The following is a 16,140-nucleotide window of genomic DNA, read 5'->3' on the forward strand; positions in this document are numbered from 1 at the left end:
ATCCTGAATCCTTCAGAAAGGTCCAGCATGACCCGAGCGTTGCTCATCGTCGACGTCCAGAACGACTTCTGCGAAGACGGCCCCCTCGCGACTGAGCGGGGCTCCGAGGTCGCTTCCCTGATCTCCGGCTACCTGCAGACCCACCAGGCGGCGTACGAAGTGATCGTCACGGCCCAGGACTGGCACGTGGACCCGGGCGAACATTTCAGTGAGACCCCCGATTTCGAGAATTCGTGGCCCGAGCACTGCGTGGCAGACACCCAGGGTGCCGCCCTGCATCCGGATCTTGAAACGGATTACGTCTCCGCATATTTCCGGAAGGGCGAGCACGAGGCCGCATATTCGGGTTTCGAAGGCCTTCTCGCGCCTGAGGAGTCCGTGATGCCGGGAGAACACGAGCCAGGCGAAACGGCCGAGGGGACCCTCAAGGTTTCGCTCGACGACTGGTTGCAGGAGCAGGAGGTTACCGACGTCGACGTCGTGGGCATTGCGACCGATTACTGCGTGCGCGCGAGCGCCCTCGACGCCGTCGATGCCGGCTACGAGACCTGCGTCCTCCTCGACCTGACTGCCAGCATTCACGAGGACTCCGCGGAGGAGGCAGTCGAAGAAATGGAGGACGCCGGAGTCGAGATCATCGAGTCCTCTAGCGTCGGCCGATGAACCAGTTCTGCAGTTTGTCGATGCGGGCCTGAATTTGTTCGGCGGTCGCCTGGGCCACCGGGGGGCCGCCGCACTCGCGCCGGAGAGCATTGTGTACGGATCCGTGCGGCTCCCCCGTGCGGGCTGCCCACGCCGAGACATTCTTGGCGAGTTTCTGGCGCAGGTCCTTCAGCTGGCGATGATCGGGAACGGATGCCGCCGCAGGCTCAGGGGCTTTCCCCCGTGACTGCTCGTGACGCTGTTTGAGCAGCGTTCCCACCTGATCGGCGTCGAGCAGGCCGGGGATCCCGAGAAAGTCTTGGTCGTCCGAACCGACCTCGTACCCGTGGTAGTCCTCCCCGTCGTAGAGCACCCCGTGGAAAGACGCCTGGGAACCGATGGCCTCGAACTTGCCCGAGGCCAACCGCGAACTGGCGTTCTCCTCCTGATTGGCCTCATCGATGAGGTGGTCGTCGAGCCCCTCGTCGGCCGCGACGATCTCTTCCTCGTCCGGACTGTCTTTCAGGTCCAGGGCGTGGTCCCGCTCGGCCTCCATCTCCTGCGCCAAGTACATGAGGATCGGAACCGAGGGCAGAAATACCGAAGCGGTTTCGCCACGTTTCCGGGCACGGACGAAACGCCCAATGGCCTGGGCGAAGAACAATGGGGTGGACGTCGAGGTCGCGTAGACGCCCACGGCGAGCCGGGGAACATCGACCCCCTCGGAAACCATGCGGACGGCGACCATCCATCGGTCTTCGGAGGCGGAGAACTGGTCGATCCGATCCGAAGCGGTCTTGTCGTCGGAGAGAACCAGCGTCGGTTGAGAGCCCGTGATTTTGGCCAACCGTTCGGCATACGCCCGGGCGTCGTCGTGATTCGAGGCGATGACCAGACCGCCGGCGTCCGGGACCGTGCGCCGAACTTCCGTCAGCCTACGGTCGGCCGCGGCCAGCACCGACGGAATCCATTCGCCCCGAGGATCGAGCGCTGTTCTCCATGCCTGGGCCGTGATGTCCTTGGTGAACCCCTCCCCGAGGTCGGCCGCCATCTCATCGCCGTCGCTCGTGCGCCAGTGCATCTTGCCGGAATACGCCATGAAGATCACCGGTCGGACCACGTGATCCTCCAGAGCGGGACCATAGCCGTAGGAATAATCCGACTGCGAGCGCAGCAAACCTTCCTGGTCGCGTTCGTAGCTCACGAACGGGATTCTGGAGGAGTCGGATCGGAAGGGCGTGCCCGTCAGAGCGAGCCGGCGGTGCGCCGGTTCGAACGCTTCTTGGAGGCCGTCGCCCCAGGTCAGCGAGTCACCGGCGTGGTGTATCTCGTCGAGGATCACCAGCGTTCTTGCGTTCTCGGTCCGCGCCCGGTGCAACAGGGGCTTGTTCGCGACCTGGGCGTACGTCAGGGCGACCCCGAGGTATCCCTGCGCGTGGTGCCCGTCGGAGTTCTTGAAGTTGGGGTCGATCGCGATGCCCACGCGGGCCGCCGCATCGGCCCACTGGGACTTCAGGTGATCGGTCGGTGCCACGACGGTCACGCGAGAAACCGTCCCCCGGTCCAGCAATTGTTTGGCCACGCGCAGTGCGAAGGTCGTCTTTCCCGCCCCGGGCGTTGCCACGGTCATGAAGTCTCGGGGCTCGGCGGCGAAGTACTTCTCCAGCGCTTCGGCCTGCCAGGCACGCAGTTTCGGAGCCGTGCCCCACGCCGCTCGATCTGGATAGGCCGGAGGAAGGTCGGCGGCTGATCCGCCGAAGAGCGATGGCTGGGAGAGGTCGTCGGGCACTGGTGTCTGATCACTCCTGATCGTCACGGGTTCTGGGCAGAATGGACGCACTGTATCCGGTGACGACGTCGCCCGATCGCGACGTCGTCACTCCTCCACCCGCCGGAGCACGTCAAGGGGATGACGCGCCGTCGGGCAATCACGATCGAGAGCGGTTACTCGTCGTTGTCGTTGTTGTCGTCGCCGCCACGCATGGATTCGTAGATTTCCTTGCACTCGGGGCACACCGGGAATCTCTCGGGGTCCCGGCCCGGCGTCCAGACCTTGCCGCAGAGTGCGATCACGGCATCGCCGGAGAGCGCCGACTCCATGATTTTTTCCTTGCGCACATAGTGCGCGAACCGTTCGTGGTCTCCGGGCTCGGCGAATTGGCGTGTCTCTTCGCGTTCGATGGTCGCGGTGCCACCGCCGGGGGTCGTCCCGTAACCGGTATCGTCCAGCGGCTCGGACGTGTCAAGGACTTCGAGGGCTCGGTCAAACATCATGCGACCATTCTACGCCCGTGCCCCGGACGCGCTGAACCGAAATTCTCGTCGCTCGTCCGGGGCACAGAACGGCTCGATGAGCCTCTACCGGAGTCTGGCCAGGTCCTGATAGAGCTCAGGTGCCCTCTTGTCGTACCAGACTCCACCGAGGCGAACACCGACCCAGAGCATGGCGCCCCCGTACAGACAACCGACCACGAGCGCGATCCAGCCGAACACGGGATTCCCCGTGAAAGCCCCCACGCCCAGAAGGACCCAGACCGGGAGGGCCAGACCCACAATGAGCAAGCTCGTGAGGAACTGGATGAGGACGTTGGCCATGCCGGAATTGTTCTTCCGCGATTTCCAGGGGCTCTCCCCCGGGGCGGCGACCGGCAGCGCGTAGCGAACCGAGATGCAGGCGCCCACCCCCAAACCGGCCAGGAGCATACACAATGAGGCGCCGAGGTTGGTGGGAATACCGCCCGGGGTCCCCTGAAGAAGCATCGCCGCGGCGGATACCACGACGACGAGCGGCACGAAGACCACGACCATGCCGAGGGTGCGCCCCCAACGATCCTGGACCCCCGTGACCGGCGCCGTCATGTGCAGTGCAAAAGCGGTGTTGTCATAGGAGACGGAGTAAGAGCTCTGCCAGGCAAGCATCCACCCGACCAGCGGCCCCACCATGATCAGCGATGCTCCGCCGTTCGCGGTCCCCATGAACCAGAACACCACCAGGAAGCCCGGGGCGACCAGCAGGTTCAAGTTCAGACGAGGATCCTTGAGGTAGTAGGTCGCGGTTCGTGCCGCCACGGCGCCCACCGGTGAAGCGGGGAATCTCGAAAACAGTCCGAGCGAGGTACCAGACTTGCTCCTGCCCGGAGACGATGCCCCGCCCGCGCCCACATGGCTGATCTGGTGGGCGATGACCGTCCGCCACAGGAGAAGGCCGCCGACCAGGCACACCGCCGTCACGACCAGCCGCAGCGCCAGGACGAGCCACTGGCCCTGCGCGACGTCGCCGGGAAGCGCCCAAGCGACACCCAGCGGGGTCCACCCCAGCACCGAAGCGACGGCATGGACCCACGAGGGCGAGAACAGACTCTCCGTCAACGACTCGGCGAGGGGTCCGGCGCACAGCAGGGCCAGGAAGAATACGGCTCCAATACCTTCCGCCAAGAAGCGCTTCTGGCGTATGGCCATGCCGAGCGCGCTCATCAAGCGGGAGCAGATCATGAGAATCAGGAATCCGAGGATCCCGGAGAACACGGACACCACTGCCGGTAAGGGGGATGCCCACCCCATCACGGGGAAGAACGAACCGATCAGCGTCATCATCCCGAAGATGCTGATGACGGACCCCGCCAGCTGACCCCCGAGGATCTCTCCCGGTTTGAGAGGAAACGGTGCCAGAATGTCCGGATCCAGGGTCGAGTCCTGGCCGGAAATGACGACGGGGACGATGCACCACAGAGCCGACACCAGCGCCGCGAGGATCACCGCGAGGCCCTGCACGGTCTCGGGATCGCCGCCGCGCTGGGCCATAAAGACCGCGAAGACGGCGAACAGGCCGAACAATGCGTAGACCGCTCCGATGATCGTTCCGGCCAGCGCCCAGCCACTGCGTTTGAGCGACGCCACGAAGTGCGCCCACTTCAGGCTCAGGAGGTTCCCAACCATGAAATCCCTTCCGACTCGACGCGACCGCCCACCAGGTCCACGAACACGTCCTCGAGGCTCGATTCGCCCCGGACCTCGTCGACCGTTCCGGCGGCGAGAATCGATCCCTGGTTCATGATGGCCACGTGGTCGCACATGCGCTGAACCAGGTCCATGACGTGGCTCGAGACGACGACGGTTCCACCGTTCCGCACGAATCCGGCCAAGATGTCCCGAATATTCGAGGCCGACACCGGGTCCACGGATTCGAAGGGCTCGTCCAGAACGAGAACCTTGGGAGCATGGACCATCGCGGAGGCCAACGCGATCTTCTTGCGCATTCCGGCCGAGTAATCGGTCACGGTCGTGTTCGCGGCGTCCGTCAGGTCCATCGCTTTCAGCAGGTCCTCGGACCGTTCTGCGACCGTTTCCTTGTCGAGGCCGTGCAGCAAGCCGGCGTACGTAATGAGTTGCCTGCCGGTTAGTCGATCGAACAGATGCACTCCGTCCGGGAGGACGCCTACCAGGCTCTTGGCCTCGCGAGGCCTCTGCCACACATCGACTCCGCGGATGCTTACGGTCCCGCTGGTGGGCCGTAGCAGACCTGTTGCCATGGACAGGGTCGTCGTTTTGCCCGCCCCGTTGCGGCCGACCAGGCCGTACATCGATCCGGACGGGATCGTCAGATCGATGCCGTGGACGACTTCACGGTCGCCGAAAACCCGCGACAGGCCGTCGATGCGGATCGCGTCTCGTACCGATGGAGCCGAAGCGGCATGGGTCCCCTGCCGATCTGGTGACGTTGCGTGAAAGGGAGGCGGGCCACCGGAGTCGGAGGCCGGTTGTTGCCCCGTGGTGCTGAGGTGATTCGTATCTCTGTCCATGGAAATATCACATCATGTCAGCACCCCGGCGTCATCATCCCACGGGCTGAATCCGCGAGTTTCACAGACCCCATCGACACGGTGCGAGGCGGCAGTCCCGTGCAGAATTGACGACTCATCCTGCACCATCCTGCCGCCTCGCGCAGAGGAATCCGGTGGCTGTGCACCCTCAACTGATCAGAACAGAGCCCGCATCAGGGCTCCCCGCGCCTTGACCACTCGCTCGTCCTCGGCACCGACGACCTCGAACAGTTCCAGCAATCGCTCGCGCACCGTGTCCTTGGTCTGCGCATCGGACCGCTGGATCAGGCGAATCAACCGGTTGAAAGCGTCCTCGACGTGGCCCCCGGAGACGTCGAGGTCTGCGACGGCCAACTGGGCCTCGACGTCGTCCGGACGGGAAGCCGCTGTTTCACGGGCCTGGTCCAGGTCCTGGTCCTGTACGCGCTGCAGGAGACCGACGCGTGCCAGGCCGATCTTGGCTTCCCTATCGGCGGGCTTGTCCCGCAGGGCCTCTTTGTAAGCATCGGCCGCGGCCTCGTAATCGCCTTGCTCCATAGCAGCCTGGGCCTTCTGGTGTTCGGGCGGCAAGGGGGCCGGCTCGGTTGCTCCCCCGGCGGCGACGGGTTCGAAGGTTCCCGTGAGCTGAGACTGCTGGGCCAGTTGCAGGACCTGTCCCAAAAGCTCCTGGATCTGCTCGGCAGGCACCGGGGAGTTGTACATCGGCGCAGGGCGGCCGCCCAACATAGCGACCACCCCAAGGGTTCCCTGGATCTGGAAGGCCTGCGCTATTTCGGGGGCCTGGTCGATGTCCACGGCCGCCAGCAGGATACGGCCGCCGGCCTGATTGACGATGTGCTCGAGCTGAGCGACCGAGTCGACGGCCTGCTGGTCCTTGCCGCTGTACAGAGCGAAAACAACGGGGCCCTGACCGGACAGCTGCGCGGCTTCCTGGAACTCTTCGGTCGTGGTGACCGCGCGACGGTACGTCTTCCCTCCGCCCGGCTGGCTCGGTGCTCCCTCTGGCTGGCCCGAACCGCCCATTCGCGACAGGTCGGGAGCCGAACGCACCGAATCCGGAATGTTCTCTTCCGGCTGCGGCTGCGCGTCGGTCGAGCCGAACGGTCCTGAAGTCATGTCATCAATCCTTTCGCCGTGGGAAATCCCTGCGGGACTCACGATATTGGCACAATCATCTCAAACACGCGGAAGCGGTCCCAACCTCGTACGCCGTCCGGGTAATCTCGATCCTGGAGGACCGTCGTCGGAGAGAGGAGCTGCATGCCAGGCAGCAAACGGCCGGACAAGGCCCAGGGCCGAGGCACAGTGAGCCGGTTGCGTTCTCTGCTGGGAAGGAAGGGCGGCACTCCCTCCTTCCCCGGGGCCAAGCCACGCCCGCGATTCGGTCTGCCCGATGTCGAGGTACCGCAGGATGAAACGAGTGGCCGGAGGGCAAGCAACGATATGCCCCCGGGTGGCCCGTCCGAGACGGAGAATTGCGGGTCCGAGGAGCTCGACGACGCCTCGAGGACCGGGACGGACCAGGCAGAGCCAGGGCAGGCGACGGCTGCCTCCACACCAATGGATGCGACCATGCCGGTCCGCAATCCCGTCCAATTCGGTTTCCTGGTCACCGTAGGCGTCGGTCTGGCGCTGCTGGTCTACTACCTCGCGGCCAACGTCGGTGCCCTCGGCGGATGGATCACGGGCGCGATGTTCATCGCCCTCGGTCTGGACCCGATCGTCCGGTGGTTCGAATCCAGGGGCCTGCCACGCATCGGCGGCGTCGCGATCGTGCTCCTGGGGTTCGCCGGCATCGTGGTGCTCATGGCGACGGTCGTGATTCCGAGCATCGCCCGGCAGGCTCTGGGATTCATCAATGGCTTTCCCCAGACCTTCGACGATTTCCTGTCCTCGAAGTTCATGGGCGAGTTGGACGACCAATTCGGTATCCGGGACAAGGTAGAGAACGAGGCCGGCAACTTCTTCGACACGGCATTCAGCGATTCGAGCCTGATCGGGAACTTTCTCAATAACCTGATCAACGCGGGGTCAGCGGTCGCCCAGGTCATCACGGGGACCCTCATCGTCATGTTCCTGGCCCTGTACTTCGTGACCTCGTTGCCGACGATCAAGGCCTGGGGCATCCGTCTGGCTCCCCGTTCGCGACGTCGCCGCGTCGCCGAACTCACGGAAAAGATCACCCAGTCCGTGGGCAACTACGTGATGGGCCAGGCCGTCGTTGCCCTGCTCAACGCGACATTTGCCCTGATTGTCATGTCCATTGTCGGCGTCAATTTCCCCCTGCTGTGCGCCTTCGTGGTGCTGCTGCTGGCCTTCGTCCCCCTGGTGGGCGGCGTCGTTGCCGGTATCCTCGTCACTTTCATCGCCCTGTTGAACGGGTGGCAGTCGGCAGCCGTCTATGCCATCTGCTATTTCGCATACCTGCAGATCGAGGCCTATTTCATTTCGCCCCGAATCATGAGCAAAGCCGTGGCAGTCCCCGGCTCCGTCGCGGTCATCGCCGTCGCTGGAGGCGGAGCGCTGTGGGGCGTTCTCGGTGCCATTATCGCGATTCCGGTGGCGGCTTCGGCCATGCTTCTGATCCGCGAGGTGTTCATCCCCCGTCAGGACCGCAGGTAGCGGCAGGCCAGGACAGGACACTAGTTCATCTCGGTACCGACCTCGCCTTCCCAAGTGGTCTTAAGACGTACAGGCCGACCGGCGACCCTCGAGACGATCTCGTCGTGGGCGCGACGGACATATTTTTCACCGACCCACAGGTGTTTGGCCCCGTCGATTCCCTTGACCTCGGCCTGCGGGATCGCGGCAAACCGTTCGCGAGCCGCATCGGGCTGCAGGTAGTCGTCCTTCTCGGGAACCAGCACGGTCAGGGGAAGACCGCTCTCGGCCCACGCACCCAGATCCTCCTCGGTCGCACGATGCAAAGGCGGCGAGAGAAGAATCCCGCCACTGACCTGCGACACCACGGGACCCCTCGAACCGTATCGGAGCACGAGCTCGGTTCCGAAGGACCACCCCACGAGCCAGATGTTCGCAAATCCGCGATCGCGGAGGAACCGCATCGCCGCCAGGACGTCACCATGCTCACCCACGCCGTCCTCGAACTGACCGTCGCTGGTGCCCCTCGGCGAGCTCGTTCCGCGCGTGTTGAAACGGAGCACGCCGAGGTGCGCCAGGGCGGGGAGCCGGTAGGAGGCCTTCTTGTACACGTGGGAGTCCATGAAGCCTCCGTGCGTGGGCAGAGGGTGAAGGCACAGCAGGATCGCGGCAGGGTCGGTGTGTTCCGGCAGGGCCAGCTCACCGACCAGGGTCTTGCCGTCGTCGGTCGTGAACTCAATGTTCTCCCGTCGGGCGGGTAGGACCGTCGTCGGCCCGATCTCGGTGGGGCCATCGGTGTGGGCGTCGGCTTGAGCAGGTTGTGAAGTTGCCATGCTCTCGATTCTACGGGCGGGCGGTTCCCCGCACGGTTCCGTGGAGGTCGAGGGTTGCGACGTCACGCCCGCGCGACGACGCGGTTCAGCGGATCTCCCAGCACCGGGCGTGCCAGTGCCGACGGTCCTCGATCGCTCGTTGGTCACCGAAGAGATGATCGTTCTTCCACACGACGTAATGCGCCGTCCCTACGGCGATGCCCCGGCCACAGCCCGGGCAGGTATACGGCTTCCTCGCTCCCGACGCCGGGACGTACCGCACGAACCATTCGCCGAGCTCATCCCTCTCGACGCGGGGTTCCGGGTCCAGAGCCCGTGAGATATCTCCTCCTGGGGAACCGGAGAATCTCTGCCATTTGCTCGGACCCGCCTTACCGTGCCCCGACTGGGTGCGCCGGGGGCTTCGCCGAGATCGTGCCATGTCATCATTGTGGCACAAGCGAAACTGCGCCCGTTCTGCGGTCCCGGTAGAGTGAGCCGGGTGCGTCTAGTAATAGCTGATTGTTCCGTAGATTACGAAGGCCGTCTCAAGGCCCATCTCCCCCTGGCCACGCGCCTTCTCATGGTCAAGGCCGACGGATCCGTGCTGGTCCACTCGGACGGTGGTTCGTACAAGCCACTGAATTGGATGTCTCCACCGGCGACCACCCGGATCGAGACCCGCGAGGACCAGGACTTCGACGACGAAGCCGTCGAGCGATGGATCGTCCAGGCCGCCAAGTCGGATGACCGGCTCGTGGTTCGGATCTTTGCCAAGCACCACGAATCGGATCATCAGCTCGGGGTGGATCCCGGGCTCATCAAGGACGGCGTCGAGGCGGATCTCCAGAGACTGCTTGCGGAACAGATCGAGACGCTGGGCGACGGGTACAGCCTGATCCGGAGGGAATATCCCACGGCCATCGGTCCCGTGGACATCCTCGCCCGCGATGCCACCGGGCACACCGTGGCCATCGAATTGAAGAGGCGCGGGGACATTGACGGTGTCGAGCAGTTGACTCGGTACCTCGAACTGCTCAACCGGGATCCCGTCCTGTCCCCGGTGCGCGGTATGTTCGCGGCCCAGCTCATCAAGCCGCAGGCCCGGACACTCGCGGAGGACCGCGGCATTGCCTGCGTAACCCTCGATTACGACGCGATGCGCGGCGTCGACGATTCCGAGGGCCGCCTGTTCTGAATCGCAGGCGGTGTACGCCAAGGGCCCGGCACTGTGGTCAGTGCCGGGCCCTTGGTCCGTTCCGAACGACTTCTGCGTTGCGGGCTGCTACAGATCGGAGCTGCTGGTTGCAGCGATCACGACACTGTCGTTGGACACCGTGAGGAATCCTTCCTGCAGACGAGCCGTCTTCCGTTCTCCGTCAACGGGGTCGATCACGAGTTCCCCGTCCTCCGCCAGGAGGGCGAGGGTCGGCGCATGGCCCGCCAGAACGCCGATGTCACCGGCGGCGGTGCGGGCGCGCACGTACTTGGCTTCGCCCTTCCACACGACGGCCTCGCGGGAAACCACTTCTACCTTCAGAACGGATGCCATGATCAGTTACCGCCCTGTTCCTTGAGCTCGGCCCACTGACGCTCGACGTCGTCCAGGCCACCGACGTTGTAGAAGGCCTGCTCGGGGACGTGGTCCAGTTCGCCGTCGCAGATCGCGGTGAAGCCCTCGATCGTGTCCTTGATGTTGACGGTCGAGCCCTCGACACCCGTGAACTGCTTGGCGGTGTAGGTGTTCTGGGACAGGAACTGCTCGATGCGGCGTGCACGCGACACGACGACCTTCTGCTCCTCGGACAGCTCGTCAACACCGAGGATCGCGATGATGTCCTGCAGGTCCTTGTTCTCCTGCAGGATCGACTTCACGCGCACAGCGGTGTCGTAGTGATCCTGGCCGATGTACTGGGGATCGAGGATTCGCGACGTCGAGGTCAGCGGATCCACGGCCGGGTACAGACCGCGCGAGGCAATGTCACGGGACAGTTCGGTGGTCGCGTCCAAGTGAGCGAACGTCGTGGCCGGTGCCGGGTCGGTGTAGTCGTCCGCGGGAACGTAGATCGCCTGCATCGAGGTAATCGAGTGGCCACGGGTCGAGGTGATGCGCTCCTGGAGGACGCCCATCTCATCGGCCAGGGTCGGCTGGTAGCCCACTGCCGAGGGCATGCGACCAAGAAGGGTCGAAACCTCGGAGCCCGCCTGGGTGAAGCGGAAGATGTTGTCGATGAACAGCAGCACGTCCTGGTTCTTGACGTCGCGGAAGTACTCGGCCATGGTCAGACCGCTCAGGGCGACGCGCAGACGCGTTCCCGGGGGCTCGTCCATCTGGCCGAAGACCAGGGCGGTGTCCTTGAGAACGCCGGCCTCGTCCATCTCGACCCAGAGGTCGTTGCCTTCACGGGTACGCTCGCCGACGCCGGCGAAGACCGACGTACCGCCGAAGTTGCGGGCAACACGGGTGATCATTTCCTGGATCAGCACGGTCTTGCCCACTCCGGCGCCGCCGAACAGGCCGATCTTGCCGCCCTGGATGTAGGGGGTCAGCAGGTCGATGACCTTGATGCCGGTCTCCAGCATCTGGGTCGATCCTTCGAGCTGCGCGAAGTTCGGCGCTTTGCGGTGAATGGGCCAGAACTCGCTGGCCTCGATCTGGTCGTCGTCGACGTCGAGCGAATTGCCCAGAACGTTGAAGATGTGCCCCTTGACACCATCACCGACGGGGACGGAGATGGCTGCCCCGGTGTCCTGAACCGGGGTGCCACGGACCAGTCCGTCGGTCTGCTGCAGGGAAATCGCGCGGACCAGGTTGTCACCGAGGTGCTGGGCAACCTCGAAGGTGATCTTCTTGGTCTGTCCGCCGATGGCCAGCTCGGTGGTCAGAGCGTTGTAGATGTCGGGGACCTGGCCGGCCGGGAACTCGACGTCGACCACGGGGCCGATCACTCGAGCTACGCGTCCGACGCCGCCCTGGACCGACGCGTTGGTCGATTCGTTCATGGTGGCTGTCATTCTTTCACTTACCTCTTCGCAGAAATCTCTGTGCGCACGTTCTGTACGTGGTGTCTGTGGATGGGATGGTCAGGAGGCGGCCAAGGAATCGGCACCCGCAACGATCTCGCTGAGCTCCTGGGTGACCTCAGCCTGGCGGGCGTTGTTCATCAGTCGTGTGTACTGCTTGACGAGATCGTCGGCGTTGTCGCCCGCGGCCTTCATCGCGCGCTGGCGGGACGCCAATTCGCTCGCGGCCGCCTGGAGCAGGCAGGAGAAAATCCGCGTCTCGATGTACCTGGGCAACAATTGGTCGAGGACTTCCTCCGCGCTCGGCTCGAACTCGAAGGACGCGGCGTTCTCGAACTCGTCCTCGCTGACGTCCTCGCCCGGCACGATCTCCTCGCCCATCTCCTTGGCGTCCACGACGGTCAAGGGCAGCAACCGGAGAATCTTCGGCTCTTGGGAGACCATCGACTGGAACTGCGTGTAGACGATGTGCAGATCGTCCACACCGCCTTCCTCGTACGGTGTCGAGTAACGGTCCAGGAGAACCTCGCCGATCTCCCGCGCCGTCTCGACGTGGGGATTGTCCGTGTCCCCCGTCCACACCTTCTCGTAGGTACGGTTGCGGAAATCGTAGTACTGCTGAGCCTTGCGCCCGACGATGTAGAGCTCGACCTCACGACCATCCTGCCGCAACCGTTCGATGAGGCCTTCGGCCTTCTTGATCGCGTTGACGGAGTAGGACCCGGCCTTGCCCATGTCACTCGTCATGACCAGAACGGCGGACCGGCGTGATTCCGATCCATCGCTGATGAGCGGGTGCGTGATCGACGTCTGGGTGGCCACTGCGCTGACGGCCCTGGTCAGGGCGTTTGCGTAGGGACCGGTCTCGTTCGAGCGCCTGCGGGCACGGTTGATGCGGGAAGTCGCGATCATCTCCATCGCCTTGAAGATCTTCTTCATGGACGACGTCGAAGCAATCTTCCGACGGTAAACCCTGATCTGGGCTCCCATAGAGCTTCCTTTCAGCCCGGACGGTACGCGGTCCCTTCCGGGACCGCGTACCCTCAGGTCTTATCGCTTGACGATCTGTTCCTGATCAACGTCCGCATCGTTCACGGGAGTGGCCTCCTCGTTCCCGGCCTGCACCGAACCCGAGCCGTTGTTCTGGCCCGCCGTGAAGTCGCGCTTGACGCTCTCGACCGCAGTCTGCAGGGCGGAGATAGCGTCGTCCTCGAGCTTTCCGGTATCCCGAATGCTGTTCAGCACATTGGTCTGCCGGCGCAGGTGGTCGATGAAGCGCTCCTCGAAGTCCAGCACCTGGGAAACCTCGAGGTCATCGAGATGTCCCTTGGTTCCGGCCCAGATCGAGACGACCTGCTCTTCGACGGGGTACGGGGTGTACTGGGGCTGACGGAGCAGCTCCATGAGACGTGCACCCCGGACGAGCTGACGACGAGACACCTCGTCCAGGTCGGAGGCGAACATCGCGAACGCCTGCATCGACCGGTACTGGGCAAGGTCCAGCTTGAGCGTGCCGGAGACCTTCTTCATCGCCTTGATCTGTGCGGAGCCGCCCACACGCGAGACCGAGACGCCGACGTCGACCGCCGGGCGCTGGTTCGAGTTGAAGAGGTCCGACTGGAGGAAGATCTGACCGTCGGTAATCGAAATGACGTTGGTCGGAATGAAGGCCGAGACGTCGTTCGCCTTGGTCTCGATGATCGGCAAACCGGTCATCGACCCCGCGCCGAGCTCGTCCGAGAGCTTGGCGCAACGCTCCAGCAAGCGGGAGTGCAGGTAGAAGACGTCACCCGGGTAGGCCTCGCGTCCCGGAGGACGACGCAGGAGGAGAGACACCGCACGGTAGGCCTCAGCCTGCTTGGAGAGGTCATCGAAGACAATGAGCACGTGCTTGCCGCCGTACATCCAGTGCTGACCGATCGCAGAACCGGCGTAGGGAGCCAGATACTTGAAACCAGCAGCGTCGGATGCCGGGGAGGCAACGATCGTGGTGTACTCGAGGGCGCCGTTCTCTTCGAGGGTCTGGCGGACCGAGGCGATCGTCGATGCCTTCTGGCCGACGGCGACGTAGATGCAACGTACCTGCTTGTTGACGTCCCCCGATTCCCAGTTGTCCTTCTGGTTAAGGATGGCATCCACGCCGAGGGCGGTCTTACCGGTCTGGCGGTCACCGATGATCAGCTGACGCTGTCCCCGGCCGATCGGGATCATGGCGTCGATGGCCTTGGTACCGGTCTGCAGGGGCTCATGGACCGACTTGCGCTGCGTAACGCCCGGCGCCTGGAGTTCCAGGGCACGGCGACCTTCCGACTCGACGGGTCCCAGATCATCGATCGGCTGGCCCAACGGGTCGACGACACGGCCCAAGAATGCATCGCCCACGGGAACCGAAAGGACTTCCCCGGTTCGATGAACTTCCTGTCCTTCTTCAATGCCGGCGAAATCGCCAAGTACGATCGCTCCGATGTCCCGCGTGTCGAGGCTCTGGGCCAGGCCCAGCGTTCCGTCCTCGAAGCGAAGAAGCTCGTTCGCCATGACCGAGGGAAGGCCCTCGACACGGGCGATGCCATCAGCTGCGCTTCTGACGCGTCCGACTTCAACTCGCTGTGCGTCGCCGGGTTCGTACGATGCCGCGAACTCGTCGAGCGCGCTGCGGACATCATCGGCATTGATGGTCAAATCGGCCATCTTGTGTCCCTGCTCTCCTTGGTTGGTGGTCCCACGTGCTGTTGGAACCGAGTGTACGTGTATGGGGGTGGATCGCACCGTGAATTCCGGTCGGCCTCACGAGTGATCCAACTGTGTATCAGACTGAATCGCTGCGGGCGGTCGTCACGAGGCAGACAGTGTCTGGTCCAAATTCGCGATGCGGGTGGACATGGTTCCGTCGATGACTTCGTCCCCAACCTGAACCTTGAGACCGCCGACGACGTCCGGGTCCACCGTGACGTCGAGGGTCATGTCCCGCTGGTAGACGCCGGAGATGGCCTTCTCGAGGCGATCGAGCCTCTGGTCGTCGAGGGGAACGCTGGTCGTGACCTTCGCAATGAAACGCTGCGAAAGAGACACCAGGATTCCCGCGAACTTCTCGGCAAGGTCAGCCGGAAGAACCCCTCGCGGGTGCTCCACGACCTGATCGATCAGCAGACGGCCTTCCTCGGTCCTGGCGGGACTGACTCGCGCGGCCAACTGCTTCTTTGCCGATGCGTCCGCACGCTGGTCGGTCAATGCCGTCTGGATCTCCGGAGATGCCTGGACCGCTTTGGAGAAGCCCAGAACGTCATCGACCACGTCGGAGAGTGCGTCCTTGCCGGCACGGTTCTCCGCAGCGAAGGCCGCCGCGAGCACCCCAAGGTGTTCCAGTGCATCGCCGAGATCCCGCTCGGCAGACCAACGAGCCTCCGCCGCGCGTGCCACGGATTCCCGCACGGCCGGGTAGACCTTGTCCTCCAGAACCGAAGAGGCGATCTTGCCGCGCACTTCCTGCTCTCGCGAGGGGTCGGTCAGTCCGCGGCGCAGTGCCCCGTTGTTGTCCACCAGATCGGCGACCGAGAAGAGCTCCTCGCTCATCGAGGCATTGGCCTCGGAGGAGAAACGCTGCTCGAACAGCCGGCTCAGCTTCGTGAGTGATTCAGTCGATACGCCTGCCATTACTTGGTCGCACCTGCACTTCGTTGCTGGGACGACTCAAGGTCGGCCAGGAAGCGGTCCACCACGCGGTTGGAGCGTTCGTCGTCGTTCAACGACTCCCCAACGATCTTGCTGGCGAGTTCGGTGGCCAGGGTGCCCACCTCGGTGCGCAGGGAAACCAACGCGGCCGAACGTTCGGCCTGAATGGTCTTCTGCGCATTCTCGGTGATCCTCGCCGCCTCGGTAGCGGCACGCTCCTTGTGTTCGGCGACGATCTGTTCGCCTTCCACACGAGCGTCCTCGCGGATCTTCTGCGCTTCGAGTCGAGCCGACTCCAGCTGCTGGTTGTACTCCTCACGAGCAGCCGCAGCCTCGGCCTGGGCCTTTTCGGCCTTGGCCAATCCACCCTCGATTGCCTCCTTGCGATCCTGGTAGATCTTCTCGAAGGTCGGGGCGATGAACTTGACGACGATGTACAGAAGGATCAGGAACCCGAGGCCGGTGATGAGAACTTCCCACCAGTCAGGGCGAAGAGGGCTTGCACCCTCTTCCGCTGCCATCAAGAGTGACATAAAGGAGATTCCTGTTCTCTAGTTCTGTCTTGGATTGAG

General features: G+C 64.0%; 16 protein-coding genes. 3 read left to right on the plus strand and 13 right to left on the minus strand.

Features of this window, described 5'->3' with window-relative positions:
• Positions 1-27: 27 nt before the first annotated feature.
• Positions 28-663 carry an isochorismatase family protein gene (locus tag AB0Y14_RS03035; protein WP_436587778.1) on the plus strand — a complete coding sequence of 212 codons (636 nt, stop codon included), beginning with the start codon at positions 28-30 and terminating at the stop codon, positions 661-663.
• On the opposite strand, the gene AB0Y14_RS03040 is transcribed toward AB0Y14_RS03035, so the two are convergent.
• The 5 genes from AB0Y14_RS03040 to AB0Y14_RS03060 all read right to left on the minus strand — a co-directional run bounded on the left by AB0Y14_RS03040 (position 647) and on the right by AB0Y14_RS03060 (position 6,578).
• On the minus strand, positions 647-2,431 hold the full coding sequence (locus AB0Y14_RS03040; protein WP_436587779.1) for a DEAD/DEAH box helicase: 1,785 nt from the start codon (positions 2,429-2,431) through the stop codon (positions 647-649). The two genes, AB0Y14_RS03035 and AB0Y14_RS03040, sit on opposite strands and share 17 nt — an antisense overlap.
• A gap of 155 nt (positions 2,432-2,586) precedes the next feature.
• Positions 2,587-2,913, minus strand: coding sequence for a DUF3039 domain-containing protein (locus AB0Y14_RS03045; RefSeq protein ID WP_436588810.1), 327 nt, complete (start codon positions 2,911-2,913; stop codon positions 2,587-2,589).
• Between the two features lie 87 nt (positions 2,914-3,000).
• On the minus strand, positions 3,001-4,578 hold the full coding sequence (locus AB0Y14_RS03050) for a hypothetical protein (RefSeq protein ID WP_436587780.1): 1,578 nt from the start codon (positions 4,576-4,578) through the stop codon (positions 3,001-3,003).
• Entirely contained in the window at positions 4,560-5,441 is an 882-nt protein-coding gene (locus AB0Y14_RS03055; protein ID WP_436587781.1) for an ABC transporter ATP-binding protein, read from the minus strand. Before AB0Y14_RS03055 ends, AB0Y14_RS03050 begins: the two co-directional genes overlap by 19 nt.
• A gap of 177 nt (positions 5,442-5,618) precedes the next feature.
• On the minus strand, positions 5,619-6,578 hold the full coding sequence (locus tag AB0Y14_RS03060) for a tetratricopeptide repeat protein (protein ID WP_436587782.1): 960 nt from the start codon (positions 6,576-6,578) through the stop codon (positions 5,619-5,621).
• Positions 6,579-6,722: 144 nt separating this feature from the next.
• Here AB0Y14_RS03060 and AB0Y14_RS03065 point away from each other — a divergent pair, with 144 nt between their 5' ends.
• On the plus strand, positions 6,723-8,084 hold the full coding sequence (locus AB0Y14_RS03065; protein WP_436587783.1) for an AI-2E family transporter: 1,362 nt from the start codon (positions 6,723-6,725) through the stop codon (positions 8,082-8,084).
• Positions 8,085-8,104: 20 nt separating this feature from the next.
• Here the strand turns inward: AB0Y14_RS03065 and AB0Y14_RS03070 are convergent, their stop codons facing one another.
• Both AB0Y14_RS03070 and AB0Y14_RS03075 read right to left on the minus strand, forming a co-directional pair.
• Positions 8,105-8,896, minus strand: coding sequence for an alpha/beta hydrolase (locus AB0Y14_RS03070; protein WP_436587784.1), 792 nt, complete (start codon positions 8,894-8,896; stop codon positions 8,105-8,107).
• Positions 8,897-8,981: 85 nt separating this feature from the next.
• On the minus strand, positions 8,982-9,317 hold the full coding sequence (locus AB0Y14_RS03075; RefSeq protein ID WP_436587785.1) for an ATP/GTP-binding protein: 336 nt from the start codon (positions 9,315-9,317) through the stop codon (positions 8,982-8,984).
• Positions 9,318-9,377: 60 nt separating this feature from the next.
• Here AB0Y14_RS03075 and nucS point away from each other — a divergent pair, with 60 nt between their 5' ends.
• Positions 9,378-10,073: an endonuclease NucS gene (gene nucS / locus AB0Y14_RS03080; protein ID WP_436587786.1), complete on the plus strand. Its 696-nt coding sequence runs from the start codon at positions 9,378-9,380 to the stop codon at positions 10,071-10,073.
• 87 nt (positions 10,074-10,160) lie between these two features.
• Here the strand turns inward: nucS and AB0Y14_RS03085 are convergent, their stop codons facing one another.
• From AB0Y14_RS03085 to AB0Y14_RS03110, 6 genes are all read right to left on the minus strand, one after another.
• Entirely contained in the window at positions 10,161-10,427 is a 267-nt protein-coding gene (locus AB0Y14_RS03085) for a F0F1 ATP synthase subunit epsilon (protein WP_436587787.1), read from the minus strand.
• A gap of 2 nt (positions 10,428-10,429) precedes the next feature.
• The gene (atpD, locus tag AB0Y14_RS03090) at positions 10,430-11,890 is read right to left on the minus strand and encodes a F0F1 ATP synthase subunit beta (RefSeq protein WP_436587788.1); all 1,461 of its coding nucleotides are present in this window, start codon (positions 11,888-11,890) and stop codon (positions 10,430-10,432) included.
• A 69-nt stretch (positions 11,891-11,959) separates the two neighbouring features.
• Positions 11,960-12,889, minus strand: a complete 930-nt coding sequence (locus AB0Y14_RS03095; protein WP_436587789.1) for a F0F1 ATP synthase subunit gamma — start codon at positions 12,887-12,889, stop codon at positions 11,960-11,962.
• A 60-nt stretch (positions 12,890-12,949) separates the two neighbouring features.
• Complete coding sequence (gene atpA, locus AB0Y14_RS03100) at positions 12,950-14,587, minus strand: F0F1 ATP synthase subunit alpha (RefSeq protein ID WP_436587790.1); 1,638 nt, start codon at positions 14,585-14,587, stop codon at positions 12,950-12,952.
• A 144-nt stretch (positions 14,588-14,731) separates the two neighbouring features.
• Positions 14,732-15,550: a F0F1 ATP synthase subunit delta gene (locus AB0Y14_RS03105; RefSeq protein WP_436587791.1), complete on the minus strand. Its 819-nt coding sequence runs from the start codon at positions 15,548-15,550 to the stop codon at positions 14,732-14,734.
• Positions 15,550-16,101, minus strand: coding sequence for a F0F1 ATP synthase subunit B (locus AB0Y14_RS03110; RefSeq protein ID WP_436587792.1), 552 nt, complete (start codon positions 16,099-16,101; stop codon positions 15,550-15,552). The genes AB0Y14_RS03105 and AB0Y14_RS03110 overlap by 1 nt, the downstream gene beginning before the upstream one ends.
• Positions 16,102-16,140 lie beyond the last annotated feature (39 nt).

It is taken from the genome of Rothia sp. HC945 (assembly GCF_051370785.1).
Taxonomy (GTDB): Bacteria; Actinomycetota; Actinomycetes; order Actinomycetales; family Micrococcaceae; genus Rothia.

Bases quoted from the DNA above. Each gene is read 5' to 3' on its own strand.
- atpD (WP_436587788.1), bottom strand. From the start codon at position 11,890: ATGACAGCCACCATGAACGAATCGACCAACGCGTCGGTCCAGGGCGGC.
- AB0Y14_RS03070 (WP_436587784.1), bottom strand. From the start codon at position 8,896: ATGGCAACTTCACAACCTGCTCAAGCCGACGCCCACACCGATGGCCCC.
- AB0Y14_RS03050 (WP_436587780.1), bottom strand. From the start codon at position 4,578: ATGGTTGGGAACCTCCTGAGCCTGAAGTGGGCGCACTTCGTGGCGTCG.
- AB0Y14_RS03065 (WP_436587783.1), top strand. From the start codon at position 6,723: ATGCCAGGCAGCAAACGGCCGGACAAGGCCCAGGGCCGAGGCACAGTG.
- AB0Y14_RS03060 (WP_436587782.1), bottom strand. From the start codon at position 6,578: ATGACTTCAGGACCGTTCGGCTCGACCGACGCGCAGCCGCAGCCGGAA.
- AB0Y14_RS03110 (WP_436587792.1), bottom strand. From the start codon at position 16,101: ATGTCACTCTTGATGGCAGCGGAAGAGGGTGCAAGCCCTCTTCGCCCT.
- AB0Y14_RS03035 (WP_436587778.1), top strand. From the start codon at position 28: ATGACCCGAGCGTTGCTCATCGTCGACGTCCAGAACGACTTCTGCGAA.
- AB0Y14_RS03085 (WP_436587787.1), bottom strand. From the start codon at position 10,427: ATGGCATCCGTTCTGAAGGTAGAAGTGGTTTCCCGCGAGGCCGTCGTG.
- AB0Y14_RS03105 (WP_436587791.1), bottom strand. From the start codon at position 15,550: ATGGCAGGCGTATCGACTGAATCACTCACGAAGCTGAGCCGGCTGTTC.
- AB0Y14_RS03075 (WP_436587785.1), bottom strand. From the start codon at position 9,317: ATGGCACGATCTCGGCGAAGCCCCCGGCGCACCCAGTCGGGGCACGGT.
- AB0Y14_RS03045 (WP_436588810.1), bottom strand. From the start codon at position 2,913: ATGTTTGACCGAGCCCTCGAAGTCCTTGACACGTCCGAGCCGCTGGAC.
- AB0Y14_RS03095 (WP_436587789.1), bottom strand. From the start codon at position 12,889: ATGGGAGCCCAGATCAGGGTTTACCGTCGGAAGATTGCTTCGACGTCG.
- atpA (WP_436587790.1), bottom strand. From the start codon at position 14,587: ATGGCCGATTTGACCATCAATGCCGATGATGTCCGCAGCGCGCTCGAC.
- AB0Y14_RS03055 (WP_436587781.1), bottom strand. From the start codon at position 5,441: ATGGACAGAGATACGAATCACCTCAGCACCACGGGGCAACAACCGGCC.